Below are 26,300 nucleotides of genomic sequence, written 5' to 3' on the forward strand. Positions count from 1 at the left end.
TCCTGAAGTTTCCTTAGTATACGTTCTTAAGCTTAACTTCCGACAAAACTGCTTCGACTGATTTAAGGAGCGTATCCTGGTTAATCATGTCCTTCCCAAGGGAGTATTCTTTAGGGGCGAGGAGCTTTTCAATGGAATGGCTCTCTTTATTGATCTTAGTCGTAACCGAAGACGTATCAAGCTTTTTCACCTGGAAATCGTACTTCATCACCAATTTATCTTCATCCATTGAGAACGTAAGATTCAGTGATTCAATGTTGGCCATGTCACGTGATGTTGGTGGCAAAAGTTTAAATTCGACACCTTTCTTAGAGGCCTTGAATTCTTTTTGCTTAAAGCGGTGAAACGTATCCAAAAGACCCACGATTTTTGTGTAGAGTGCCTTAGGCTCAATCTTAGATTGTAAATGGTTTTCGTTAAACTGACGGCCATAGGCGAGGTAGTAGCTGGCCTTTTTATCTGTCACTGGAGAATTTGGTCCCACGTTAAATGAGAAAGAAAGCTCTGCTTCTTCTCCGGCCTTAAGTTCTTTTTGCTCAAATGTCGTTGTGGCATCAAGCTTCAACGCACCTTCAGCACGAGCATGGATTTTTTTTATTTCAGCATAGGCAAGACCCACTCCTGCGTCAGCAAGACTGATGGTTTCTGTGCCGTGGTTTTTAACTTTAAGCGTTCCATTTATGCTGGAGCCCTGCTGCCAGGATTCACCAACGGTTTCAATGTTCCACTCTAGAGGCTTATTAAAAAATGTTCCTTTCATGGCCCAAACTTTATCCCGTCCTTTTGGCTTTTTAAAGGAAAAAGCTTAAGCTTCTGAGTTATGAAACTTCATCATGTTGCTTTGATCGTGAGTTCTCTTGAAAAGTCCCTGAGCTTCTATCAGGAGGCGTTGGGATTTAGTGTTCTACGAAAAGAATTTCGTGAAGAGCGGAATTCCTGGAAAGTGGATTTGGTGAGAGATGAGATTCAGCTTGAGATATTTACCTTTCCGGGTGCGCCTGCCAGACCTTCTTATCCCGAGGCAATGGGACTAAGACACCTTGCTTTCTCAGTGGAAAACATCGAAGCATTTCATCAGGAATTAAAAGGGAAGAAGATTCAGGTGGAAGAAATAAGGGTCGATCATCAGACCGGGAAAAAGTTTTTCTTCTTCGCCGATCCGGATAATCAACCCTTAGAAATTTACGAAAATTAACGAGGCAGAGTACAACCGCGACGAGATAGGTCGAAGTTGAAGTCTGGAGTTAGACAAGTGTAAACGTTGTAAGTCTGTTGACCGTAACGAACACCTTTTCTCACTTCAACCTGGCCGGCCTGATCAACTTCACATGGGTTGTTCATTGTACAACGACGACCGCTTTCGTTTGAAGTGTTATTGATACCGATTACACGTCTCTCACCGCGAGCGATGATTGGTGAACCAGAAGTACCGCCGATAGTGTCACAGCCTTCTGTGTAACGGATTGAATCAGTAAATGTCCAATCAGCTTCTCTGATCTGGTAAACGAAACCATCGATGTCACAGCTGTAACCACGGTCCCAGTAACCAGAAATGATATCAATGCTCACACCAGCTTGTGGACGAACAGAATCAAGTAGGAAAGGACGAACTTTCGTACGAGCGATGATCTCGTTGTACGATTCAGTTAGCTCATAGAAAGCAACATCTGTGTTTGTCATTGTAGCGAAAAGAATCTTTGTCGCTTGGATGTTGTGAAGTTTGAAATTCACATCATAAAGCTTAAGTGAGCGAGGAGCTGAACGGTTTACCCATACTTCACCTGGCTTAAGGAATCCGCCTGGAGCAGATACACAGTGACCGTTAGTCATCATGATTGCTTTAGCTGTAAGAGGCATACCGTTGAAAGCAACGAGTGAGCCTGAACAGTTAGATAATTTCACAATACCTTCGAAGTCATAGTTACGAGCTTCGAAAGATTGAACTGATTTAAGATTTGAACGCTCAAGAGCGTTGTGTGGGGCAACTGGGAAAGCGAAAGCGGCCGTGCTAACCAGTGCGAATGCAAGAGCGAAAAGAGTTTTCAAAATTTCCTCCTAAGATTTTTTGGAGGATTTTTATATCAAGGGAAGGAACTGACCGTCCTTCCCTGTAAGTTTTTTTGAGTAATTAAGTGTACACAGAGGTTAGGCCGCTTTGACCTTCTTATGTTGCTCGAGAATACAGTGCATCATTTGCTGATAAAGCTCTTCTGAGTAATGAAGATTGCGGAGAATACACTCTTGTTCATTCTGAGAAAGGGATGAAATGGTCTTAATGGCTTCTTCCAGATGATGAGGATCCTCCTCTGCATGGACCTTTAGAAACAGTACAGATCCTTTATGAAGATCTTTGATCTCCATGTAGCTATCTTTGGCCCAGTTTACGGCGAGACCTTCTAGAAACAGGATGTAGCCCAAGAGGCTGGTCCCGCCTTCAAAAGAAATTCGATAATACTGTGAGTGGTAGAAGGCCTGAGTGGGAATCATTTCCTGATACTGCGAAATGTTTTTTCCCAGACGTTCGATGTCCTTTAGCGCCAGAAGATCGTGACGTTCTTCTTCGCCCAAGTGATGCTCGAAATGATGTCGCAGTTCCTCGTTTTTCAGGTGGGGCAGAGAATAACCCAGAAGAGAAGTGGAGTGGCGAACAAAAAAATATGTCTGGGCGAGCCATTCGCCATAGACCTCTTTGTCTTTAAACAAAGTCGAAGGATTGTTTTTGGAAAACTTTTTCATCGAATCCTGATAGGCCTTTTTGATATTCATAACTATGCCACCTTTTTGAAAGGAACAATGTTCGAAGTTACTTCAAATTCACTGACGTGATCGAGACGAGTCCATAAATCTGAAAAGAGGGAAGAAAGATTTTTCCTCTGAATCATCGCCTCAATTCCTGATCGTTCATAGGCCACGAGTTGTGCCGCCAGAGGAACCCCATAGTAGTTGAAAGGGTGATTTTGATTCAGAACCGTGGCGCCAAATTCCTCACCACCCGCGTTCTGCATACCGCGAGTGAGATTCAAGTGACCGGCCATGACACCACTCATGGAATTCAGAAAACGCAGATGGTTGTAGTAGAAAAGAATTTCTTTCCATCTCACCACGTGTCCTTTACCGGTAAATTCAGGACTCACAGTGAACTGTGAGCAGATAATACAGTCGGGAGAAATTTGTCGAAGTTCATTGAAGGCCTCCTGAGTCCATGGTTTAAACCAGGAGTGATCAGGCATTGGACCTTTTGATAAAGTGCCATGAGTGAAGGAGGCCAGACCCACACAACGGTCTTGATAAAACAAAACTCCCATCTCATCCGGAATGATAAACCCATCTGAACTTAAGGGTTCTTTCACACCAATTTCAGAGCGAAACTTTTCCCATGCGGTCCTCCAAACCTGGTAAGCGGCATAGTACTCTTTCTCGTAGCCCTCTAATGGATGTCGAGATGGCATTAACACGTACTTCAGATCTTTAACCCAGCTTTCCATATGTCTCCCTTGTGTTCAGCGCAAGAAAGCATAAGGGGATTCTTAATGTATTGAGTCTTAGACGGAAATTAGACAAATATAAGTAGCGGAACCCAAAAGGATTTAAAAGGCAGTCTTAAGAAAAATTATAAAATCTATTAAGAGACTTCCTATGGAAGTTGGCAGCAGGTTCAGGTAATCAGGTCACTTTTCTGTTTAGTTTCCTTGAAGCTTTTGGCCGTGCTCTTCTTGAGGCTCACGGTAACGGTGGTTCCCTTGTCCATGCCGTCTGAGTGGATGTGGTGAGTTCCGTCGAATTGACGAAGGAAATAACCCATGACCATGACTCCAAAGCCTGAACCAAGTTCACCCTTTGTACCTTCAGTTGAATGAAGGAGTCGTTTTTCCAGACGATCAGGATCTATTCCAATACCAGAATCAATAAAGGCAATTCGAATGGTATTATCAACCTCGGTTACTTTGATCTTGATTTCTGAACCTTCATGGGAAAACTTCAAAGCGTTTGAAAGAATATTGGCAAATACGTGTTCAGTCAGAGTATTTTCTTCGGCCGCCACGTACACATCTAATGGGATCGAACTCTCATAAGCAATTTTAACGTTTTTCTCTTTTAGGCGAGAATCAAATTGAGTCATGAGTCTGTGAATCGCACGATCAATTGAGACGTCATGGATGGCCACAATGCTGGCCTGGTTTCTGGTGACGATGGCATCACGAATACGGGAAATCATATCCAGGGCCGATTTGGTGTTCATTTGAATGCGGTCCCAGATCATTTTAACGTCAGACTCTTGAATGCGACCTGATTGAAGCATGCCGATATAGGCGTTGATGACCGTAAGAGGATTGGCCAGATCGTGGGAAACAGTCTTGATCAAAATCTCGTTCACTTCACGACGGTGATTGATCAGAAGTGGTAGGAAAATGGAAATACACTGATACTGAGCGATTGAAACACCCCAACCCCACCAAGCGGCCGATTCTTCTAAGCGGAAGAAGGCGTAGTTGAAGTGGTTGATGATTGAAGTTAGAAGAACAATTGAGAGGCCCTTCTCAATCCAGTTGGCCTCAAAGCGTTTACTCACCAGAGAATTCCAAACTGGCTCCCAATAAGGCAGGGTCGTTGAAAACGTCACCGGTAATAGGGAAATCGTAAAGCCCAAATCTGTATAAAGCAGCAGGTAAGCCGATGCCACCATACCAAAGGCCTGAACCGCTAGAAACTTTTTCCAATCTGACTCGATACCGCGCGAGTCGCGAAGGACCTTTGTCTTCAAGAACGCAGGAATGAACTGAAAGAAGTAGGCAAAGCCAATGGCCGTAGGAGAATCGTTAAGTAAGGCAACTGCCACGTAAGTAGCAAATAGCGAAGTCCAATACCAAATGAGCTGATTAAACTCCTTGTTCTTGGTCTTGATCTTGGCCGCCCAGGCGATACCAAAGTTAATAATGGTCGTGCCAATCAGGAAGAAGAATATGTACTTTACTACTTCATTCATAAGACTAAATTAGAACCCGAAGCTGAGTCTTAGGCAAGTTAAGAAGGCTGAACCTGTTAGGATTACTTACTTAATGACCTGATTTTAAAGTTCTTCTCCGGCAGGCTCAAATAATGGCTCGAAGTCCCCTAATTCTTTAGATTTTTCCAATAATGCGATCAGGTCCTGGTCGAGTATTTTGTACAAATCAGTGAATTTATCCAGTACGTAATAAAGTGGCTGAGGGATGTCGATTCGATACGGCGTTCTAAGGGCAGTCAGAGGATCAAATGGTTCTCGTTTTGGAACAGGGCTTTCCACTGACCAAACGGTCTCGTGAATTGATGAAAGCATCCCACCACCGTAGGCACGAATGCCTTCCGGAGTCTTTAATAGGCCAAATTCGATGGTAAACCAGAATAAACGGAAGAGACGTCTGCGATCTTTGCCGTTCACTGAAAGCGCGATCTTACCAAACTCTTCCATGAAATTAGCGTAATCTGGAAAAGTCAAAAGAGGCACGTGTCCATAGAACTCGTGGAAAATATCGGGCTCTTGGATGTAATCCAGTTCTTCCGGAATGCGAATGAAACTTGCGGCCGGGAATTTTTTGTTGGCCAGAAGGGTGAAAAACTCTTTGGCAGGAATGAGGGCCGGAACCACTTCCACTTCCCAACCAGTGAAGTCTTTCAAGCGAGAGTTAATTTCGGTGTGCTGAGGTACATGATCTACAGAAAATCCGATGCGGTTAAGACCTTCCAGAAACTCAGGGCAAGCACGGGTCTTAACGATTTCCGCCTGACGAGTAATAAGGGTGCGCCAGGTATTGTTTTCGGCCGCTGTCCAGTCGATCAGACCTTTTGCATTTGGTTGCTTGGAAATGTAGGTTGTTTTCATGTCTTCCCTCAACTCCATTATAGTGAGGAAAGATTCCTTAACCTATGGAATTGTAAAATATTCTCTGATAGCTTACGAGCATGTCCATGCCAAATAACCAACTTTTTATATCACCGTCCGAGGAAGTGGATGAATATCTGGGATTTAAAATCAAAGATATTGAACATGGTCTGTTTCTGAAAGCGAAGGGCCTAAGGCCAGAAGGTGATCTGAATAACTTGGGTCATGTACTTCATGGTGGACACCAGACTTGGGTGGGTCTTGATCCGCAGACACTCAACACTCCTTATGAAGAATTAAAGACCCTTTGTGATGTGCTGAGACCTCACTCGGGAGAGTTGATGGTGGATCTCGGTGCCGGTTATGGTCGCCTAGGAGTGGTGCTGGCCCATTTGTATCCCGAAGTTCATTTCATTGGGTATGAGTTGGTGGATGAACGAGTTCAGGAAGGGAAGCGGATTTTTGAGAAGCTAGGGTACGCTAACGGAACCTTGGTGACAGCGGATTTGACCTCAGATTTTAAACTTCCGGTGGCGGAGTATTACTTCATCTACGACTACGGAAAAGTCGCTCATATCAGACAAACGTTAAAAGAATTAGATGGCCTCGCTGATCAGCATTCTTTCACTGTGATTGCCCGTGGAAAGGGTGTTCAAAGTATCATTGAGCACGAGCATCCTTGGCTGGCGGACATTTACCCGGTTCATCGGGAAGAAAATTTTTCTATTTATTCAATGACGGATCCGGACAGTCGCGGATAAGCCTGATCTGAAGATCCTGCACCATTTTAATTTTTCGCTCACGAGGATTCTCAGGAAATTGCTTTTTGTATTCAGCAATATCAAGATAGCTCATGTTCATGTGAATGGTTTTAAACACCTTCGGAAGTGTTTGTCCTGGAGCTTGAATGTGATGAAGGCCTCCTGAGAAAGCGAGAACCATTCCACCGTGATCGATGTTTTCAATGATATCGGCAACGCCACCACGAACCGTCATGGGCTTTCCGAATTTATCGAGACCATTTGGTCGCTTCATACGACCTTCGGCCGCAATCATAATCACAGAATCTTTATCAATGGATTTTAAATAATTGTCCCAAGTTGAATCTTTCTTGCGAGAGACCGAGGCGATGTTGGGAATCATGAGCTTATAGAAGCGACCCACGAGTGGGCGATTCAAAGTAATGTCTGCTCCCGGCACATTCATGTGATCGGCCAGATGCCAGAGGTAAGAAAACGGCAGAAGCTGAATGAAGATCGGCTCGTAAAGAGAAGTATGGTTTAGAAACACGTAAAGGCGTGCTTTTTTCCAATGATCTTTAGGGACATCAGTTAGCCAGGATGATTTGGCCCGAAATAAAACCCAAGAGACAGATTTAACAGTTGAGAGAATGAGAAAGGCTAAGATTCGGCGCATTTGTTTTTAAATTCACTGGCAGTCATATCATAAACAATCCAGGCCTGTGGTTCACAAGGGTCTTTGTGATATCCACGAAAAGTCATTCCCATTTTTTGCATGACTTTGATGCTTCCGACATTGTCGGGCATCGCCTTGGCGATGATACGTTTAAGGTTAAGGGTCTCGAAACCATACTTCAAAGTGACAAGAGATGCTTCAGTGGCATATCCCTGGCCCCAATGTTTTTTCATAAAACGATAACCAAGATCAACTTCATCTGATTCTGGAAAGTAACGAAGACCACACCAACCAAGATATGTTCCATCTTTCAGCGTGACTGAAAAGCGTCCCATTTTATATTTCTGGAACTGAGGAAACATGCGTTCTTTGATTTGAGTTTCAGCTTCAAGAACAGTTTTAAGAGAAGAGTCACCTGTATATCGAACGACTTCAAAATCCGAGTTGAGTTCATAGAGATGAGGTGCATCTTCTAAGACTGCTGGGCGGAGGATGAGTCGTTTGGTTTCAAGCATGCTTAAGACTAGCGTGTTTTGGTCTTTCAAGCTACAGTTTTCCCTATGAATCAGAAAACTCAGTCATTGATTTTTGGAGTTATCACCATTCTATGTTGGGGAAGTCTCGCAACTTTCGGAAAACTCCTGATTCATCTTCCGCCTTTTTATGTTTTGGGCGCCTGTTTTCTCATTGGATCTTTGCCTGCATTTGCCCGGCCCAAGGAGATGTTTCCCGATTTAAAAATCTTGATTTGGGGAGCAGGCGGGTATTTTGGTTATCACTTTTTATTGTTCTATGCTTTTAGATTCGCTCCGGCGATTGAGGCCAATCTGATTAATTATCTCTGGCCCGTGATCATGGTGATCATAACTCCCATGTTTTTTCCGGAACAAAAACTTCGTTGGTATCACATCGCGGGTGCTGCACTGGCCGTTGTTGGTTCAGTGGTTTTAGTTTTCGGGAAAGGTGGAGAGTTAAAGAGTGAATACCTAACTGGTTATTTGCTCGCTTTGGGTGCGGCTTTTGCCTGGCCCATTTATTCTGTCGGGAAAAAGAAAATGAAACCCACAACTGTTTGGGCGATTGGGGGATTTTGTTTTGTGAGTGGAGTGTTGTGCTTTCTTACTCACATGTGGCTAGAACCGAGAGTGGTTATTCAACCGGAAGATCTGTGGAAATTGATTGTGATGGGACTTGGACCTTTTGGTCTGGCATTTTACTGCTGGGACATTGCCCTTCGAATGGGAGATTCCCGTGTAATTGGGGCCCTTGCGTACTTAACTCCGGTTATTTCAACCATCGGACTCGTGATTTTTGCGAGTGAGTTGCTAGTTTTTAATACTGTTGTTGCTATTGTGCTGATTATTGGTGGAGCGAGTGCAGGACTGCTGGATTTTTTACCTTCAAAACGGTTAAAATAGCTCCAGAGGTAAGATATGCAACATCACTGTACGATTGAACAAAAAGACACAGGCGTTTTTCTCGCCAATGAACAAAAAACGAAATGGGTGACGATCATCACACTCGTTACCATGATTGTTGAAATCGCAGTCGGTTATTGGACCGGTTCGATGGCCCTTTTAGCAGATGGCTGGCACATGGCCTCGCATACTCTGGCCCTCTTTTTATCTCTGGTTGTTTACTATCTTTATCGTCATCCAAAATTCAGAGCATCGTTTACTTTCGGTGGAGGAAAAATTCTTTCTCTCGGCGGATATACGAGTGCTTTATTTTTGATTTTCATTGCTGGATCTATGATCGTTGAATCGATCATGCACTTTTATGAAACAAAACCGATTAAATATGATGAGGCGATCGTCGTTGCGGTGATTGGCCTTGTGGTCAATATTGTTTGTGCCATTATTCTTCACCAAGGTGAGGATCATGGGCACTCGCATTCGCATGGTCATTCGCATGGACATGATCATTCGAATTGCTCGCATGGTAAGAGTAAACTTGCTCCGGCCGGTGGCGGTCATCATCACCACCACGGTCATTCACACTCTCACGCTGAAGATTTCAACCGTGAAGGTGCTTACGTACATATTTTGACTGATGCTTTGACGTCAGTGTTTGCGATCGGTGCACTTCTTTTGGGAAGATGGCAGGGACTAAGCTGGCTTGATCCGGCAGTCGGTATCTTGGGTGGTATCGTTGTTTTCAAATGGTCACTCGGACTTATTCGTCAAAGTGGGATGGATCTCCTGGATGCTCATGAAGCTTCTATTGATCGCGACAATCTTATTAAAACACTTGAGACAGATGGTTCAAAAGTTTTGGACATTCATCTTTGGAAGCTCGCTCCTGGACAAGTTGGTTGTGAGATCATGATTAAGGGTTGTGGTAAAACTTCGGCAGAGTATCGTGACCTTATTCAGAAAGAGTTCAACATTCATCACTTGATTATTGAAGTTGTGTGAGATGTGGACTCCCGCTGAGAAAAAGTTTTTAAAGTCACTCAATACACCTCATAAAATTCAGCGCTATCTGGACGATCTTATTTATAATCCGGATAATTCGGCCTGTTCTCCTCGTTATGTGATGATGACGGGTGATGGGCATTGTTTTGAAGGTGGACTTCTTGCGGCCGCTGCTTTGGAACTTCAAGGTCATCGGCCTTTGATGGTGGATCTCGTGGCCCATAATGATGATCATCATGTGTTGGCGGTTTATAAAACCAAGACCGGTTGGGGGAGCATTTCAAAGTCCAATACCACTCTTCTTCGAGGTCGTGAGCCTTTTCATAAATCGATTAGAGAACTTGTGATGAGTTACTTTCCGTTTTACTTCAATACCAAGGGACATTTAAGTCTTGAGGCCTACTCAGCTCCAATTAATCTTAATCGTTTCAATCACTGGAACTGGCGCACGTCAGATGAGGACTTAGAAGAGATGGGAATGAGCTTTAATGATCTTCCTCATTTCACGATTGCTTCTAAACGAACTTTGACAAAACTTCCCAAAGTGAAGGATCAACTGTTAGAGGCCTGTTTTTTAGGGGCAGATCAGAACGGTTTGTATCAGGCCTAGTTTAAGCTCATGAGGTGAATGCCCTTCATGGTCGGGTGATTCACGAACTTCTTTAAATAATCCAGGAATGGTTCTTCTTTAACTTTTCCCGTGGTACTCGCGTGACGAAGATAGACCACGTTGTTTCGTTTAAAGATAAAACCCTGGTGAGAGATGTTCTGACGAGTTCCGATGAGGTCGGTTAGGTCCCAGTTTGGGCGAACGAAGTTTACAATTGAGCCGGTAGGGATCTTGTTTAAGAGCTGCGGTTTTTTCACCAGCATATTGATCTCAAGATAATTCACACGTGCCATAGAGGAAGTGTAATACTCTGCCTGCGCGTGAAGTTCCTCTAAACGCTCTTGTCTCTCAAGCTCAGAGGCGTTCGGCATTTTAATTTCAGAAATTTTGATCTTACGAAGCCAGTTTGGGAAATTGATCAGGGCCTCTGCGATCTTGATTTCTTTTGTGACTGCCGAGTTGATCTCAGTCATGTAGCCATTTTCGATGTTAAACGGAATCCATTGAAGATCGGTGAAGTGATTACGCTTTAAATAATCAATTTCACCATTTTCATAACGGATTTTATCCAGGTGCACTTCGAACTCAGCAACATCTCGGGCAAGTGCCAGGGCCATGATGGTTTCAACATAGGTCGTGCAATCAAATGTATCAAAGCGGTAAAGGGGATCCTGATCATAGCGACCGTCCGGGCCTTCACCCAGTGGGCCACCTTGGCCGTAGGGAAGTCCTACGAAGGTCTTTGAGATAAGATCCAGGCGCTTAGTCAGTGAAGTTTCGTCTTTAAAACGCAATAGAATGTCCTGGGCCTCCTCACGAGGACCGGCAAAGGCCAGGGATTGACTCAAAACGAGCAAAACTAAAAACTTCAACATCCTTTAGTTGTCCCTTTTTTGGAAAGAGTCTGTCAAAAGCTGTAAGACTATTTTGTACTTTCTACGCGCGGAAGTCCGCGACGGAGAAGACCGTGAAGCATGCGGTAAATGAGCTCATCTGTCGTCAGCGGCAGGAGGTTCATTTCGAATCTTGAACGGCGAATCAAGGTCTTAAGCCCAGAAATGATCAAACGGTAGGTAATAATCTTGATCCGGTGAAGGGTCCCGAAGGTATATTGGCCCACTTTCTCGGAGCCCATTTTTTTACTGAGGATGTAAAAGTAGCCCTGTTCACGGCGCTCAAAGCGCTCTTCGAATCTCACCAGGAGCTTCCAAAGGAATCTGTTCCATCTTGAGACCGTCATGAACTCTGAGGTCCAGATGTTTTGATAGCGGCGGGTGAAGAGGTTTCTTGAGGCCACCCGGATATCACTGATGAGGCTACTTTCTTCCCATGAGCGCTGTTTTGGATGAGCGTTCCAGGATTCCACCACGTTCCAATAATCTTCAAGGGAATGTCTTCGAAGTTGCTCCAGGCATTCCACGAGACACAGGGTAAAGCCCATACCTTGGAGCTTTACGTATTCCTGGCGATCTTTCAGCCACTCTTTGGTTGGCGTCTCTAGGATATATTTCACTGATGCTGGTTTAGTTTCAGTCAGAATTTCAATTCGAAGATGCGTACTTTTAATGAGACTCGATCCATCGGTTGCGAGAGTGAGGTGCGTGTTTTCCTCAGGCGAAGTTCTGATGAGTTCGATGTTACATACGTTCTCAGCGTTCAAGAGTACCAGTGCTTCTTCAATTGAAGTCAGGTCTCGTTCATCTAAGGTCGGGCCCACTTCCTGTTCAGGTGAGTTCTTCACGAGATCAAAAGCAATTGGAAGAACGGCCTTTGCTACTTTAAACGGACCGATGGAAAGAATATGGCGAATGAGCATCTTCCAGCCAAACTGCTTCTGGAAAATCTGTCCGAAGTTGTGGCGAGAAGAAATCGCAGTCGAAGTTAAGTAGACTTGAGAAAGCCCGCGCATTGCCGCTTGTACTTCAATTCTTAAATTAATGTTCGCTTCACCTAAAAGTCGGACAAAGTCCGATAGATAACGGATGAAGGCACCTTGATTTCCGCGCTCAATAAATTCTTCGATGAGCTTTTGCGTGCGCTCGTTTTTTAATTCTTCTGGATTCTCAACCAGACCTTCCAGTGATTCAAAAATTCCTTTTTCATCACTTAGAATCAGTCGGTAAAGGAAGCCGATGAAAATTTTGATGGTACGGTCGTCCCAAGTAAAACACGGATTCAAGTCGATGAGTTTTACTTGTAAACGATCCGGATCATAAAGAATATTTCCAGCATGTGGATCGGCCCAGATAATTCCTTTCTGAAACATGAGGTAGAGATAAGCATCACTCACGAGATCCGCGATGCTCATGCGCTCAAGGTATTTCGAGTGAACCACTGAAGTGATCTTTTCACCTTGAATTTTTTCCATCATGGAGACATCAGATTCCACATGGAAGTATTGAGGGACCTGAAGATCAAATTGACCTTTGAGGGCCTCTCGAACGCGATCGGCGTTTCGCTTTTCTACTCTAAAATCAAGCTCACCAATACTTTGAGTGGCGTAGTTGATGATTGTGCGTTTTAAGGCCGTGACAAGACCTCTGACTTCGAGTTGTTCATCAAGAGTCAGTTCCGTGCTCTCGAGGTTTCGATCCAGATGGGTCAGAATATCGAGGAGAGTTTCTTTTTGTTTCTCAAAAAGTTCAGTCAGCCCTGGTCTTTGAATTTTAATCAGTACCGAGTTATTGGGATGAAGTTTTCTTCTTCCTAGTTCAGTTAATTCAAATTCATAAATTGCTCCAACCGAGGCGCCAGCGAAAGCGTTCTGCACTCCATTTGGGATATGAATGTAATTTTTTAAGCGGCTCCAGCTTGGTCGCTCTAGCACGTTTAAAACATAGGCCCATGATTTTTGCTGGCTTCCGAAAATGCCACCAAGTTTATCTTGTTGGTGACGAAGTTCTTTCGCGAGCGACGGAGGTGCAAGTTCCGCCAGAACTTGGGCAAGCTTCACATACATGCCACCAAGTTCCTGAAGCACAATCGAAATAATTCTCCCTTGGGAGAGTTCTTCTCTCGGTGTACACAAAATGCTGATGAGTGAAGTCATACAGCGATCGGCCGGCAGGTGATTTAAGGCCTCATCAATCAGCGGCAGGAGAAGATTTCTTCCTTTCACATTCTGTTTCAGGATTTCTACCAGCTGCGGACGCACTTCCTGTTCATAGAACTTATGCATGATTCTTTCTGTGAGAAGAATCAGCTTATGGTGTTCAATCTCCGGCAGTTCATAAAGAGCAGTAAAGAGTGGTTCCTTCAAATAGGGAACGATACTCAGCGCCTGATCTGAAAAAACCGGGAAGAGTTGCAGAACCGGCAGGTAGCTCTTTGCAACGGTTCCAATCATATCTTCGATAAGATCTGCTTGGTCCAAAAGATCGAAGATCTCTGGGTGCTGGCCAATGGTCTCGAAGAACTTATTGAAGAATTCCGTCAGGACGGGCGCGAGGGTCTCCTCGTCCATCATTTCCTGATTGTACTTATCGATACCAATGGTCTGAACTGCACCTAGGGTGGCATCCAGATCAGGCGGTCCTGCGAAATCAGGATCAAATCGGAGGTGGACAAGATCGCGAGCAAGTGTGGCCCATGAACGTTTAAGTTCAAAGTCGGAGACTTCTTCGAAGGTGACTTTGGAGAGTGCTTTGGCAAAATAGGCCCCAAGTGATGGCGCATAATTTTTGCTTTCCAATGCAATGTCCGCAATCCACGAAAAATCTCTCATCAGGCCCCTTTTTAACAGTGAACATTGTACTGAAAAAGATAGGGGAACGACTACAAGTTTGCCGCTAGAATCCCAAGATCATACTCGATAAGGCTTTGAACATGGCTGAAGTTCATAGGCTTCGAGATAAATCGGTACACACCTAGTTCTTTCATCGCCCGAGCATACTCTGATTCAGCGTATCCACTCACAAAGTAAGTTGGAATGCCGCTTCCAGTTTTCCGAACAAGCTTCATAACCTCAGGCCCATCCAAATGAGGCATGTTTATGTCGCTCAAAATCAGGTCCGGTTGGTTGTCCTTAAACCAGCTTAAAAACTTTCTCGAATCCGAAAAGAATTTCAGATTGATAAGGCCTCTTTTAATTTGTTTTTCTAAAATGAGTTCATAAAGATCTTCCATTTCCAGTTCGTCATCGATCACGGCAACCACTTTCTGCATTTTGAATCCCGAAGAAATTGAATTGAGGCGAACCTTTTAACTCAACTTTTCTTTAGCTCCACCTAAAGAAATTCTTAAGTGTTTGTGTACGGGCAAAATGCACTGCCACTAGTGATTTTGCCGCACATAGGCCAAGATATCCCATCCTAAAAATTTATAAGGAGTTCTTGAATGAGACTTTTTTACAAGGCCGGTGCCTGTTCCCTTGCTCCGCATATCGTTATGGCCGAGCTTAACATGGTGTATGAGATCGAAGCTGTAGATCTCGTAAACAAAACATGCGCTTCTGGCGATTACAAACTAATCAACGCAAAAGGTTCTGTGCCTGCTCTTCGTATGGAAAACGGCGAAGTGCTGACTGAAGGTGCAGTTATCATGCAATACCTTGCTGATCAGAATCCAGAAGCAGGTCTAATGCCTAAGCTTGGTACGACTGATCGTTACCGTTGTATGGAGTGGTTAAATTTCATTGCTTCAGAAGTTCATAAAAATTTCTCTCCTCTTTTCAGATCAAGTGTAAAAAATGCTGAAGGTCTAAAAGAGCTTAAAGACGGTCAGATTGAAACTCTAAAAAACAAAATCGGTTTCATCTCTGAGAAACTTGGCTCAAATGATTTCCTTATGGGGAAAACGTTCACTGTAGCTGACGCTTACCTTTTCACTTGCCTTGGTTGGGGCAAATTTGTTGGCCTTGATGTTACTCAATGGTCAAACATCGCAAACTACATGGGTCGCATTGCTGAAAGACCAGCAGTTATGCGCGCTATGAAAGAAGAAGGCCTTCTTAAGTAAATCTTCCTGGCGGGGCCATAAGCCCCGCTCTTATTCTTGCTCGCTGATTACATAGTGAGCACAATAATCTCAAATTCTCTTTCGTGTTTGATCCTCCCATTGAATAGGGAAGGATATGATCATAGTTTAAATTCCTATATGAGCCGCAATTAGAGCATTTCTTATCTCGTGCATAGATATCTCTTTTAACTGCGGACGGAATGATTCGTCCCACTTTCGCTGGCGAAAGTGATTGTCTCGGTTTGGTCTGCTTAAACTTGGATTTTTCCACTGATTCAATTGCCTTCTTCGCCATAAATTGCACGAGCTGATCCATGTCGAGATCTTTACCGAGAAGATCTTTGAGCTTCTCAACATAGGCCATTGTTTCATCAGTTAAAACAAACGCAACTTGTATCTTATCTTTTGAAATACGCTTCTTTTTATCTTTTGGTTTTTCTTCTTTGCCTGTTATCTCGAAGAGCTTTTGTTCACATTCATTCTTAGTAAGATTTTCTACTTCTTTTAAAACCTCTCGACGTTCGATCGGATCTTGGATGAATTGATTCACCAATGAAATATTTGTGAGATTTAAACTTCCATCTTCGATTTTTGCTTCAATTTCTGGCATTTCTGCCAATGCCCGTGCGGCGACAATTCGTCTTTGGGCCGCACCTTCTGAATAACCTAATTCATGCACGCAATAAGCGAAAAGCGATGAATACTTTAAGTCGCAATAGAGCTTTCTTCGCTCTATTTCTTTCAAGTGATGAAGAAGTTTGGTTGTTGCACTTCTTTCAGCGCTCACCAATTTTTTTGTATCACTTAGTAAAATTTTATTTGCAAGATGTTTAAGTCTCATGCTAGAAGATTTACGGAAAATGTACGGACTTGTCAACTGTTAAAAAAAGACAATAGAAATCACTTCCGCTGGCGAAAGTGATTTCTAAAAAAATGAAAAGGAGATTAATGAAGGTTATCTACAATAAGATCAGCAATTTCTTTTAAATTGCTACGCTCGAGTTCGTGCTTCGAGTGAGAAATAGTTTTGACCTGAGAGTGATGCAGCCAAGAACTTGTGAGATGAGTTTCTTCTGAAGTAACCATTCGGTCTTGATCGCCAAGAATGAGAATAACTGGGACGTCGATCTCACTCATGTCTTCGCGGGTAAGGCCATCTAGTCTTTCAAGGTTCTGCATCATATGTGCAGTGGAGCGCAGGAGTTGCTTCCAGCGATCGCCATGCTTTTGCTTTAAGCTCTCGGCAAAGTTAGGGAACTTTTCCAATAGATGATCCGGATTCATCATAGGAAGTTCTTTACTCACGGCCTTCTCGGACCAATTAAATTTTGTCCCGTAAGTGAAAATGCGATCAATGGGAGAGTCTTCGTAGTTGGCCTTATGGTAAAGGGCCACGTAACCACCCATGGAATAGCCAAACACAATCGGGTTTTTAAGTTGATTGTCTTTGAGAAACTTTTCTAGATCCCTGGCGAAAAGATCGATTCTGAACTCGGTTGGCTCGGCAGCGCCTTGGCCATGACCACTGAAGTTGAAGGAATGAGTAGCGTATCCTTTCTCACGAAGAAGTCCCATAAGGGGCTCCATATCTTGAGCAGTGCCTAAGGCCCCGTGGAGGAACAGCAGAGTGGGTTTCGATTTGTCCATGATGCCCTTTGATGTAAATACTTTGAACTCTATTCTAGCAAGAGGGATTTGCTTTCAAAAGAGGTGGCATTAATTATCTTTCATTTGCCCTACATAAGGAGTCGGGTATGTAAGTTAAAAGTAATTTTTGGTGAAAGAATTTTTACAAAACTAAATGCAAAATGCATGTGCTGGAAAGAGCAAAAGAGAGTGAAAAACATTTACGAATATTAATAATTAAAAAAAATTCATATACTTGGTTTAGGTATTAGGCGGGAGTAAGATTACAGCAGATCATCCACTAAGGCTCAACATGGACTTTAATCAACTCATATCTCGCATAAGAACTAAACTTCCTATACAAAATCCTCTTCACGGCTTTGTTCATAATAACATCCTGTTAATGTTTGAGAACCAGGATTTTCACAATGCTGTTAAAGAAGCGGGAGTGCTTTATAGAGCGAGGCCCTATTGGCAAGAGCACAAGTATATTCAACGTTACAAAGAAGGAAAAATCACGGATCAGGATATCTTCCGTGCCATTGATCATTACGCTGGAACTTATCCATCGATTGAATCAATGGATGCCCTTCAGTTGTCGACCAAAGAATTTTTTTATCGATTGATGTTTTCAGAAATGAATTTCAATGATGATGAGGATCAACAAAGCATCAATGATCAACACCTATGGAATCTTTGTGTTGAGAAAATGCATGGTCAATCACTCACTCTTCGTCGCTCGCCAGTGAAATGGAGAGGGAAGGAATATTGGGAAAAATATCATAACGAATCTTACGCTCTTAGCGTTCATCCATTTATCATTCGCCTGATCTCTAGTTACCTCGATCAAGGTCAGAGTTTTTGGCAGAACCCTTTTGTGAATAAGGGCTTTTGGAGTTTCTTTTCCTTCGACGTTGAAGCACTGAAAGGCTTCACAACTGGATGGCAAAATGTATTGATTGAAAAGGTTCTGGCGGTTAAAGACCAAAGGCCGGAAGACATTATACAGAATGAACTTAAACGCATGGAGATTCCAGAGGACGTTTGGGAGAGTTACATTCTGGAAATTCTTTTTGATTTAAAGGGGTGGTCTGGAATGGTGAACAAGCTTGAGCTTGAACCATGGCAGGCGACTGTGAAAGCGCCAGAGATCAAATTGGTAGATTATATTGCGGCTTTGATTCTTATTGAATCAGCAATGGATCAGTATCACGCGGAAGAGCAGTCGATTGAACTATCGATGATTCGTGGAAGAAAACAAAATATCGATTTAAAGGGATTCCAGCTCTCACTGGCCCTTTATCAGATTACGAATTCTTTCAAACTCGATCAGCGTTGGATGCAGCGATTTGAACCTGCAACTCTTCTCAAAATCATCGATGAAATCGATGAAGCTGAGGGAGTTCATCGCGTAAGACTGTGGCACGAAGCTTATGAGCATCACTTTTATCGTGAGGCGATTGAGGCCGTGGCCGAACACTCAAAAGATGTGAAAGACCAACCCATTGGCCCGGCACAGGTGATGTTTTGTATTGATGATCGTGAAGAATCGATTCGTCGTCACTTAGAGGAAATTGATCCAATCGTAAAAACTTACGGTGTGGTTGGTTTCTTTGGCGTTGATATGAAGTTTGCAAGTATTAAAAGCAGCCGTCTGGTGGCGCAATGTCCTCCAGTGGTGACTCCTAGTCGAATTATTTCTGAGGTCCCTCGGGACTCTCAATCGGCGAAGACCTTTGAGCGTTGGAACGTAATGACCGGTGGCGGGAATCTCGCCCTGTACTATCATTCTAGAACGATGTTCAGAGGTTTCTTCTCGACAATTTTTTTAGGTGTAGCAAGTATGTTTCCGATGTTCATGCAGGTCTTCTTTCCGGAGAAGACCCGTGATCTGAAGAATAAAGTGATGGGTACTTTTACTCCGGTACCAAAGACAGAAATTTCTTTGGATCAGTCGGATGCTCAACACGGATATAGTAAACCAGAGATGGCCAAAATTGTTCAGGCCATTCTGGACATGTGCGGAATCAAAAATGAGTATGCGCCATTAGTTGTTCTTTTGGCCCACGGTTCATCAAGTAACAACAATCCATTCCGTCAGGCCTATGGTTGTGGTGCTTGTGGTGGTAACGCCGGTATTCCGAACTCTCGTGCCTTTGCGAAAATGGCGAATGATCCGGAGGTGAGAGCAGAGCTTGCTAAACTTGGTTATCCAATTCCGAAGGACACGTTCTTCGTTTCTGGATTCCACGATACATGTACAGATGAGATTCACTTTTTTAACCTTGAGCTTATGCCTGAATCGCATAAGTCAGAGTTTGAGAAGCTTCGTAAGAACTTAAATGAAGCAGGGGCGAGAAACGCTTTTGAGCGTTGTCAGCGCTTTAGTTCTGAATCAGCAAAGTCCTCTCCAATGGAGGCCTTAAAGCATGTGAAAGAGAGGGCAGTGGATCTGGCCCAGCCTCGTCCGGAGTATGGCCACTCATCAAATGCTCTTGCGATTGTGGGCCGTAGAGAGATGACTCGTGGGTTGTATCTGAATCGTCGCGCTTTCCTTCATACCTATGACTGGAGACTGGATCCGGATGGATCGATTCTGAAGTCGGTGGTAGTGGGTGGTGTTCCAGTTGCTGTGAATATCAACATGGACTACTACTTCTCAAGTGTTGATAACGAAAACTTTGGTTGTGGTTCGAAGCTGCCACTGAATATGACTTCGCTATTGGGAGTTATGACTGGTTCACAAAGTGACCTTCGTATTGGTCTGGCCCGTCAGATGGTTGAGATTCATGAGCCAATCAGGAATTTAACAATGATTGAGGCACCGCTGGCCCGCGTGAAGAATCTCTTTGATAACCATCCACGTTTGAAAAATATTTTGTACCACCACTGGATGCGTCTTGTGGTGATTGACCCTGAAACAAATCAGTGGCACTTGTTTGGGCACAATGATTTTACTGCTCTGACTTTTGAGAAATCGAAGATGAAGCATTTTGCGACTTCAGTTGATCTGATCAATAAGACCCACACTGAAGAAGATTTTGCGGAGATTGGATAATGATTGAGAAACTGTTTCACACCATTTTAACAATTCCATTTGCCTGGGTTGGTTTCCTGGCATTGGTCTTTTTTACGAAGATAACGATTCCTGAAAGATGGCTTTCTGAATCGGCCAAGTTCTATTCCATGATCATGGTCGGGATGTGTCTCGCCTTGTTTGGAATGACTTATGTTGAGTCACCGTCATCACTTCTGCTTGATTACAATGAACTGATTAACGTCGGGACTTACCAGTTTAAAATGCGCTTTATAGTGGATCTCTTGGGGTCGACCTATGCGCTTTTATCATCGATTTTGATCGGGATTATTTTTAAGTTTTCTCGCAACTATCTTCATAAGGAAGAAGGATATTTTCGATTTATCTTTCTCATGTCGATTCTTCTTTTCGGGTTGATCGTCGTGTCTTTTGCTCGTTCTCTCGATCTCCTCTTTGTGGGGTGGGAGCTTGTAGGGACAACTTCGGTGCTTCTGATCGGATACTTCTATGCTCAGAACCAACCTGTAAGGCATTCCGTGAAGGCGATCATTTCATATCGTCTTTGTGATATGGGAATTCTTGCGGCCTCAGCATGGGCCCACCATTATCTTCATTCAACTGATTTTGTTCTTCTGCCAAAAATGCTAGGTCACGCTCATGAAGGGATTGCCTTGATCTTTATTGGTCTATTTGTGATTTGGGCCTCACTGGCGAAGGCCGGGCAATTACCAATGAGTTCTTGGTTGCCGACAGCGATGGAAGGTCCCACGCCATCAAGTGCCATTTTCTACGGCGCACTTTCGGTTCACCTTGGGCCGTTTCTTCTTATGAGATTCCATGACTATTTTTCTCACTTTCCGGTGCTTCTGGTGGTGATTGGTGTGATTGGAGGAGTGTCGGCCGTTTATGCAAGCTTAGTTGGTAGAACGCGCTCTGATGCGAAGACCATGCTTGCTTACGCCACGATCACTCAAGTAGGGATCATTTACATCGAGATTGCTCTGGGATTTACGAACTTTGCTTTGTTCCACATTGTGGCCCACGCAAGCCTTCGTACGTATCAGTTCCTTCGATCCTCTTCAATCATTCAGGATTTTTATGAAAACCCTGTAGTGATTCAGAACGAAACGATTAAGCGTAAGTTATCGTTTGAAAAGTTTCTCTCGCCTCAAATTAGAAAGAAAGTTTATGTTCATGCCCTTCATGGCTTCCACCTGGATTACTTTACGTCTCAGGTTTTGAATGTGCTCTGTCTACCGGCAAGGCTCTATATCAAATGGGAAAATCAGTGGATGGAGTATGATAGAAAGCTACTTAAGTGGATTGTAGGAAAAAAATAATATGCACAGTTTAAATCAATATGTAGAGATCATTCCGCTGCTCACGACCTTCGGGACGGCGATCATCTCTTGCTTTTATGAATTAGGAAAAAGATGGCAGGACTTCATCATAGGCCTATTGGGCGTGTTGTTTGTCTTCTTTGCTTACCTTTTCTTTACTGAGGACTTCACGTCATCTCTTGCGGTTCATACGCTTTTTGATATCCGTTATAACAAGATCGGTATGTTTACCGGTGGTTTATTTTGTTTGTCGCTTTTTATTGGATTATTTCCAATTAGAAAGAGCATGACACTTAACTCGAACTTTTTGTTCTTTATCGCGGGTGGGTTAGGGATCATTCTGGCCAACAATCTTCCGACCTTCTTTTTCTTTTGGACATTTCAGCGCGCTCTTCCTGGCAATGGCTTTTTAAGAGATGCAGTTCATAAGGAATCTACGGTTGGTGCGACTTATATCATTCAGCACCTTCTGACTTTCTTCTGTTTCTTGGGACTATTGTACTTTGCTAATCAGCAGGGTCTTCTTATTACTCCGATGACGGAGTTTCCGGCGAGCTTCTTTACTTGGCCGGTGCTACTTCTTTCATTCATTATTATCTATCAGATTCACGGGATCTTTCCGTTCCACTCTTGGGTACATGACCTGGTTGAGAGAAGTACTTGGTATGAATTCTCGGCGATTTTCCTCTCTCGTGCCGGAGTTCTGTTGTTTGTTCAACTTCTACTTCCAACGCTGAAGCACGATCCGGATGCTTTTAAGATTCTGCTTTTGAGTCTTTCGATCATCTCTTCGATCTACTGGTCTTTCCGCGGGATCATGGAGAAAAACCTTAACCGTACGGCGAACTATTTTTATATTGCTCAAGCTTCGCTTCTCTTAACTGGACTTCAGGCCGATATGACGGCCGCGAAGGGGTCCTACCTACACATGATGGTGATTTCGATTTCAGGTCCAGCATTGTTTTCAATCCTGAGCTATATTGAGCACACCTTCAGTATGAAGCGCTCTAGTCAATACTACGGCTTTGCTCAGTATTATCCGATGCTCGCTACACTGTTCTGTCTCTTTGGCTTCTGTATGATCGGGGTACCACTGGGTGCTTCGTTTGTGGTAGAGGACTTGGTGATTACAGGACTTCTTGAGTATCAGCCTTACCTTGGACTTGGACATATCATTGCCACCTGTTTAAACGGTATTCTTTTTTTCCTGATGTTTACTCGCCTGTTCCTGGGGCAAAGCCCTTACAGCATGCCAGTAACTAACAAGGACATGCCGCTTTCTCAGATGCTCCCTTACATCATCGCTCTCATCATGCTAATCTTGATAGGTGTGCTTCCATACCTATTCTTGGAGAAGATTACTTGGTAGAAGATCTCGTTTTAGGCGGCGTTTATCAGCATTATAAGGGCAAGAACTATCTTGTGAGAGATCTTGCCCGACACTCAGAAACCATGGAGTGGATGGTGCTGTATGAATGTTTGTATGAGAACGAAGAAGGGCGTTTGTGGGTTAGACCCCTGAAAATGTTTCTTGAAACCATTGAGTTAGATGGAAAGACCGTGCCGAGATTTCAGTATATCGGTAATCAGAAGGGCCGCTCTAGGCTTTAGGCAGATGGGACTTCAGTAGAAACGGTTTTGCTTCCCAAGGTTTATCCGGCCAGTAGTGCCTTGGATAGTCTCGTTGATATTCTTTCTTCATTTCCTGATACGTTTTGGCCCAGAAGTTTTTAAGGTCTTTGGTGACCTGAATGGGACGTTTATGTGGGCCCAAAAGTTTTAATGTTAGAGGTACCTGGCCCTGCATAATAGAAGGCGTATCGTTTAATCCGTAAAAGTCCTGAATTGGGGCCTCGAGATAAGGATCCATGTTCATAGGATAATGAACGATGAGCTCCCGTCTACCACCCAGATTAATTTTGGATGGAAGTTCCCGGTCCAGATTATCGACATCGAGATTCGCCTCAATTTCAGACTTAAAATAGCTCTCGATATTGTTCCAGTTTAACTCACCGGCATAGTCAAAATATCCCAAGGCGGAGAGTTCGATATTCTCAATGTCTTTGTTTTTCTTTTTTGCCCAGTAATAGAGCCTTTCAAACACCGGAGTCTCTTTAAACTTTTCTAACTCAGACTTAAATTGAGAACGAGAAAGATCAGAGATCTTGGTTTTGAATGATTCATTAAGTTCCGTCCACACGAGTTTTACCGGGGACTCTTCAATCACAATACTTCCGAGCTTGGTTTTTCGTTTCAGGAGAATTTTCTCTCCGGTCTCAACCTCTTCCTCTTCAGTAAAAGGAAAAGGATCCAGGTCCCAGAACCATTCTTCTTCAACAGGAAAGACCTTAATCGCTTCTTGCCTCTGAGTGATGTCGAAGATGATGTAGAAATCACCATGAATGTTCTCAAGACTATTGTGAGCACGGATGGTTTTGCCGGAATAGTGAATGAAGTCACGCTGCTTCTGACGAAGTCGCGCCACCTGATCAACGAATCCCACGAGGAGACACTTTTCCCAAGGCGTATTCTCCGTGCCGGAGTTCTTTATATAGAACTGCAGGCGGCGATAGAGATTGCCGGTGCGGTCATTCTCAATGTCCTCGCAAATAAATCGCAGAAGTCTTTCTTTGGATTTCTGCGGAAGATTTTCACCTTCAAGTAAAATACGTGAGAGTCTCGCCGAGAGCGGCAACTCCAGCATACGCTTACCGATCTTGGTTATTCCATTTTCATCAGTTGCACCCAATCTCTCACAAAGCGCCTGGGCCTTGTCCCACTTATCTTTGGTGGGAGGATGAAACCACATTGGAGTAAGTCCCGTGCCTTTGATCAAAAGATAAATATCAGTTAAATCCGCACGGAAAATTTCCGGGATCGTATGCTCTTCACGTTCATTAAAATCTTGCTGGCTATAAAGACGCAAACACTCACCCGGAGCAGTTCGGCCCGCACGACCAGCACGTTGAATGGCCGAAGATTTAGTCACTGGAGTGTCTTCAATAAATTTCAGTCCGTTCCAGGGAGAGTAGTGGGCCTCTCTTTGAATCCCCGAATCAATCACGATTCTGATTCCTGGAAGCGTCACAGAACTTTCTGCGATATTAGTCGAAAGAATAATCTTACGTTTCGAAGAAGGTCCTAGTGCCTGGGCCTGTTCTTCCTTGGTGAGATCAGCGTGAAGTAAAAATACCTCAAAAGGACCCGAGAGCACATCTTGCACCCGGAGCATCTCCCGCATACCAGGAAGAAACACCAGAATATCGCCTGGTTTATCCAGCGCACTTTCAACTGCTTTTTTTACTTTCGCTTCTAAACTCTGATTTAAAACACTGGGAGTATTTGGAAGATAAGAAATCTCCACCGGATAATTAACACCTTCAATCTCAATGGTTTTTGAATCAGGAAAATTATCCAACATGCGGGTATCAAGAGTCGCTGACATGATGATGACTTTGAGGTCCTTACGTTTGGATTGAAGATCACGTAGAAGGGCCAGAGCTAAATCCGTATCAAGATGCCTTTCATGGAATTCATCCAGGATGACAATATCAACACCTTTGAGTTCTGAATCACCCAGGAAGCGTTTTAAAAATGTTCCTTCGGTATAAAAGATGAGAGAGGTGGAATCAGTTACATTTTTATCAAAACGAAAGTGATAACCCACTTCCTTACCTAACGTCAGTTCTTCTTCATCGGCAATTCTTTGTGCGGCCAATTTGGCGGCAATTCGGCGAGGCTCCAACACCACCACACGTCCGCCAAGATTTTTTACCAGCGCCCAGGGAAGACGAGTGGTCTTTCCGGATCCAGGAGACGCTTTGACTAAAATAGTCGAGTGTTCGCGAACCGCGTCGGATATTCCAGGGAGAAAAGAATCTATGGGAAGGGGAACTTTTATTTGCATAACATTTCGTTGAATATTTTGTATCTTACCTCGATAATAGGGGAATTCCTAGGAGATCACTATGTCAATTTGTCCATGTCGGTCTAAAGACCAGAATAAACTTACGTACGAAAACTGCTGCGGTCCTTACGTTGAAGGTAAGAAGAAGGCCCCAACTGCTGAGGCCATGATGCGTTCTCGTTACTCAGCTTACGTTGTTAAGAACATTGATTACGTTGATCAGACTCAAATCGTAGTTGAAAACGAAGTGTTCGATAAAGAAGAAGCAAAAAAATGGGCAGACAGCTCTGAATGGCTTGGTCTTGAAATTCGTAAAGTTTCTAAAGGTGAAGCAAACGATAATACTGGTACAGTTGAATTCGTTGCTCACTATAAAGATATCGCAAGCGGTACCGCTCTTGTTCACCACGAGACATCTCTTTTCCAAAGAAGAGACGGCGAGTGGAAATTCAAAGAAGGCCAGATTCACGGTAACCAACCGGTGAAGCGTCTTGAACCGAAAATCGGTCGTAACGATCCTTGCTCGTGTGGCTCGAATAAGAAATTTAAGAAGTGCTGCGGAGCCTAGTTGAAAAAAGAAATTCTTGATGAATTAATCAGACGCTCTCGTGAAGAGCTTACTGGTCTTGAAGCATCTGCCAAATCGAATCGTGATTTCGCGACCGATCAGGAGTTTAAGGCCGAAAGTAAATACGACACGAGAGCTCTTGAAGCTTCTTACCTCGCCAGTGCTGAGGCCAAACGAGTAGAAGAACTAAAACTCGAAATTCAAATCCTAGAAGAAGTTGATGTTGATGCTTCCAAGAAATTGGGAGAGATCAGCATCGGCGCTCTGGTTGAACTCCTTCATGGGGAGCAAAAGCGTTTGTATTTTCTTATTCCAACTGCAGGTGGAACCATCATCAAAGTTAAAGACGAAGCCGTACTGGTTGTCTCGGTTTTCTCTCCGATTGGTGATGCTCTCATGGGTCTAAAAGCGGGGGACGAGTTTGAAGTGGAAACGCCCAAAGAGACTCGTACTTACCAGGTTTTAAACTTCCTTTGACCACAAATGTTGTCACTTTATTAGACACCCTAACATCTTGTAACCTCTAAGATGCTGGATTCTGTTGAGCTTTAATTTTTTTTCAG

General features: G+C 43.7%; 26 protein-coding genes. 12 read left to right on the forward strand and 14 right to left on the reverse strand.

All coding sequences use genetic code 11. From position 1 onward, the window contains the following. Positions 1 to 13 precede the first annotated feature (13 nt). Complete coding sequence (locus SOO65_RS09735; protein WP_321399822.1) at positions 14 to 760, reverse strand: hypothetical protein; 747 nt, start codon at positions 758 to 760, stop codon at positions 14 to 16. 60 nt (positions 761 to 820) lie between these two features. Here SOO65_RS09735 and gloA2 point away from each other — a divergent pair, with 60 nt between their 5' ends. Next, on the forward strand, positions 821 to 1,195 hold the full coding sequence (gene gloA2, locus SOO65_RS09740; protein WP_321399824.1) for an SMU1112c/YaeR family gloxylase I-like metalloprotein: 375 nt from the start codon (positions 821 to 823) through the stop codon (positions 1,193 to 1,195). Here the strand turns inward: gloA2 and SOO65_RS09745 are convergent. The 5 genes from SOO65_RS09745 to phhA form a co-directional block, all read right to left on the reverse strand. Continuing rightward, entirely contained in the window at positions 1,192 to 2,046 is an 855-nt protein-coding gene (locus tag SOO65_RS09745; RefSeq protein WP_321399827.1) for a trypsin-like serine peptidase, read from the reverse strand. The two genes, gloA2 and SOO65_RS09745, sit on opposite strands and share 4 nt — an antisense overlap. 99 nt (positions 2,047 to 2,145) lie before the next feature. Continuing rightward, the gene (locus SOO65_RS09750; protein WP_321399830.1) at positions 2,146 to 2,766 is read right to left on the reverse strand and encodes an iron-containing redox enzyme family protein; all 621 of its coding nucleotides are present in this window, start codon (positions 2,764 to 2,766) and stop codon (positions 2,146 to 2,148) included. A gap of 2 nt (positions 2,767 to 2,768) precedes the next feature. Continuing rightward, positions 2,769 to 3,485 carry a hypothetical protein gene (locus SOO65_RS09755; RefSeq protein WP_321399832.1) on the reverse strand — a complete coding sequence of 239 codons (717 nt, stop codon included), beginning with the start codon at positions 3,483 to 3,485 and terminating at the stop codon, positions 2,769 to 2,771. Between the two features lie 170 nt (positions 3,486 to 3,655). Then, on the reverse strand, positions 3,656 to 4,984 hold the full coding sequence (locus tag SOO65_RS09760) for a sensor histidine kinase (protein WP_321399834.1): 1,329 nt from the start codon (positions 4,982 to 4,984) through the stop codon (positions 3,656 to 3,658). Positions 4,985 to 5,068: 84 nt separating this feature from the next. Further along, positions 5,069 to 5,860 carry a phenylalanine 4-monooxygenase gene (phhA, locus tag SOO65_RS09765; RefSeq protein ID WP_321399836.1) on the reverse strand — a complete coding sequence of 264 codons (792 nt, stop codon included), beginning with the start codon at positions 5,858 to 5,860 and terminating at the stop codon, positions 5,069 to 5,071. Between the two features lie 86 nt (positions 5,861 to 5,946). On the opposite strand from phhA, the gene SOO65_RS09770 reads away from it, so the two are divergent. Continuing rightward, complete coding sequence (locus SOO65_RS09770; protein WP_321399838.1) at positions 5,947 to 6,621, forward strand: methyltransferase domain-containing protein; 675 nt, start codon at positions 5,947 to 5,949, stop codon at positions 6,619 to 6,621. Here the strand turns inward: SOO65_RS09770 and SOO65_RS09775 are convergent. Both SOO65_RS09775 and SOO65_RS09780 read right to left on the reverse strand, forming a co-directional pair. Then, the gene (locus SOO65_RS09775; RefSeq protein ID WP_321399841.1) at positions 6,584 to 7,276 is read right to left on the reverse strand and encodes a hypothetical protein; all 693 of its coding nucleotides are present in this window, start codon (positions 7,274 to 7,276) and stop codon (positions 6,584 to 6,586) included. The genes SOO65_RS09770 and SOO65_RS09775 overlap by 38 nt on opposite strands. Next, on the reverse strand, positions 7,261 to 7,791 hold the full coding sequence (locus tag SOO65_RS09780) for a GNAT family N-acetyltransferase (RefSeq protein ID WP_321399843.1): 531 nt from the start codon (positions 7,789 to 7,791) through the stop codon (positions 7,261 to 7,263). Before SOO65_RS09780 ends, SOO65_RS09775 begins: the two co-directional genes overlap by 16 nt. Positions 7,792 to 7,836: 45 nt before the next feature. On the opposite strand from SOO65_RS09780, the gene SOO65_RS09785 reads away from it, so the two are divergent. The 3 genes from SOO65_RS09785 to SOO65_RS09795 are packed head-to-tail and all read left to right on the forward strand — an operon-like array spanning position 7,837 to position 10,303. Continuing rightward, positions 7,837 to 8,694, forward strand: a complete 858-nt coding sequence (locus SOO65_RS09785) for a DMT family transporter (protein WP_321399845.1) — start codon at positions 7,837 to 7,839, stop codon at positions 8,692 to 8,694. A 15-nt stretch (positions 8,695 to 8,709) separates the two neighbouring features. After that, a complete protein-coding gene (dmeF, locus tag SOO65_RS09790; RefSeq protein WP_321399847.1) occupies positions 8,710 to 9,693 on the forward strand; it encodes a CDF family Co(II)/Ni(II) efflux transporter DmeF in 984 nt (327 codons plus the stop codon). Between the two features lies 1 nt (position 9,694). After that, positions 9,695 to 10,303 (forward strand): hypothetical protein, encoded by a 609-nt coding sequence (locus SOO65_RS09795; protein ID WP_321399849.1) that lies wholly within the window; start codon positions 9,695 to 9,697, stop codon positions 10,301 to 10,303. Here the strand turns inward: SOO65_RS09795 and SOO65_RS09800 are convergent. The 3 genes from SOO65_RS09800 to SOO65_RS09810 are packed head-to-tail and all read right to left on the reverse strand — an operon-like array spanning position 10,300 to position 14,467. Beyond that, the gene (locus SOO65_RS09800) at positions 10,300 to 11,178 is read right to left on the reverse strand and encodes an N-acetylmuramoyl-L-alanine amidase-like domain-containing protein (protein ID WP_321399850.1); all 879 of its coding nucleotides are present in this window, start codon (positions 11,176 to 11,178) and stop codon (positions 10,300 to 10,302) included. The genes SOO65_RS09795 and SOO65_RS09800 overlap by 4 nt on opposite strands. A gap of 47 nt (positions 11,179 to 11,225) precedes the next feature. Beyond that, entirely contained in the window at positions 11,226 to 14,027 is a 2,802-nt protein-coding gene (locus tag SOO65_RS09805; RefSeq protein ID WP_321399851.1) for an AarF/UbiB family protein, read from the reverse strand. 50 nt (positions 14,028 to 14,077) lie between these two features. After that, complete coding sequence (locus SOO65_RS09810) at positions 14,078 to 14,467, reverse strand: response regulator transcription factor (protein ID WP_321399853.1); 390 nt, start codon at positions 14,465 to 14,467, stop codon at positions 14,078 to 14,080. Positions 14,468 to 14,638: 171 nt separating this feature from the next. Here SOO65_RS09810 and gstA point away from each other — a divergent pair, with 171 nt between their 5' ends. Then, positions 14,639 to 15,259 carry a glutathione transferase GstA gene (gene gstA / locus SOO65_RS09815; RefSeq protein ID WP_321399855.1) on the forward strand — a complete coding sequence of 207 codons (621 nt, stop codon included), beginning with the start codon at positions 14,639 to 14,641 and terminating at the stop codon, positions 15,257 to 15,259. Here gstA and SOO65_RS09820 read toward each other — a convergent pair. Together SOO65_RS09820 and SOO65_RS09825 are read right to left on the reverse strand one after the other, a co-directional pair. Then, positions 15,252 to 16,100, reverse strand: coding sequence for an HNH endonuclease (locus SOO65_RS09820; protein ID WP_321399857.1), 849 nt, complete (start codon positions 16,098 to 16,100; stop codon positions 15,252 to 15,254). The genes gstA and SOO65_RS09820 overlap by 8 nt on opposite strands. 104 nt (positions 16,101 to 16,204) lie before the next feature. Then, positions 16,205 to 16,906 (reverse strand): alpha/beta fold hydrolase, encoded by a 702-nt coding sequence (locus SOO65_RS09825; protein WP_321399860.1) that lies wholly within the window; start codon positions 16,904 to 16,906, stop codon positions 16,205 to 16,207. A gap of 292 nt (positions 16,907 to 17,198) precedes the next feature. Here SOO65_RS09825 and SOO65_RS09830 point away from each other — a divergent pair, with 292 nt between their 5' ends. Genes SOO65_RS09830 through SOO65_RS09845 form a run of 4 tightly spaced genes read left to right on the forward strand, consistent with a single transcriptional unit; the run spans position 17,199 to position 22,873 of the window. Next, a complete protein-coding gene (locus tag SOO65_RS09830; RefSeq protein ID WP_321399861.1) occupies positions 17,199 to 19,943 on the forward strand; it encodes a putative inorganic carbon transporter subunit DabA in 2,745 nt (914 codons plus the stop codon). Then, positions 19,943 to 21,262: a proton-conducting transporter transmembrane domain-containing protein gene (locus SOO65_RS09835; protein WP_321399863.1), complete on the forward strand. Its 1,320-nt coding sequence runs from the start codon at positions 19,943 to 19,945 to the stop codon at positions 21,260 to 21,262. The genes SOO65_RS09830 and SOO65_RS09835 overlap by 1 nt, the downstream gene beginning before the upstream one ends. 1 nt (position 21,263) lies before the next feature. Next, entirely contained in the window at positions 21,264 to 22,631 is a 1,368-nt protein-coding gene (locus SOO65_RS09840; protein WP_321399865.1) for a proton-conducting transporter transmembrane domain-containing protein, read from the forward strand. Beyond that, positions 22,625 to 22,873 carry a DUF1653 domain-containing protein gene (locus tag SOO65_RS09845; protein WP_321399866.1) on the forward strand — a complete coding sequence of 83 codons (249 nt, stop codon included), beginning with the start codon at positions 22,625 to 22,627 and terminating at the stop codon, positions 22,871 to 22,873. Before SOO65_RS09840 ends, SOO65_RS09845 begins: the two co-directional genes overlap by 7 nt. On the opposite strand, the gene SOO65_RS09850 is transcribed toward SOO65_RS09845, so the two are convergent. Next, on the reverse strand, positions 22,863 to 25,169 hold the full coding sequence (locus SOO65_RS09850; RefSeq protein WP_321399868.1) for an ATP-dependent helicase C-terminal domain-containing protein: 2,307 nt from the start codon (positions 25,167 to 25,169) through the stop codon (positions 22,863 to 22,865). The two genes, SOO65_RS09845 and SOO65_RS09850, sit on opposite strands and share 11 nt — an antisense overlap. A 61-nt stretch (positions 25,170 to 25,230) precedes the next feature. Between SOO65_RS09850 and SOO65_RS09855 the strand changes: the two genes are divergently transcribed. Both SOO65_RS09855 and SOO65_RS09860 read left to right on the forward strand, forming a co-directional pair. Continuing rightward, complete coding sequence (locus SOO65_RS09855) at positions 25,231 to 25,737, forward strand: YchJ family protein (RefSeq protein ID WP_321399870.1); 507 nt, start codon at positions 25,231 to 25,233, stop codon at positions 25,735 to 25,737. Continuing rightward, positions 25,738 to 26,214 (forward strand): GreA/GreB family elongation factor, encoded by a 477-nt coding sequence (locus SOO65_RS09860; RefSeq protein ID WP_321399872.1) that lies wholly within the window; start codon positions 25,738 to 25,740, stop codon positions 26,212 to 26,214. Positions 26,215 to 26,300: the final 86 nt, after the last annotated feature.

The sequence above is a fragment of the Peredibacter starrii genome (assembly GCF_034259205.1).
GTDB lineage: Bacteria > Bdellovibrionota > Bacteriovoracia > Bacteriovoracales > Bacteriovoracaceae > Peredibacter > Peredibacter starrii.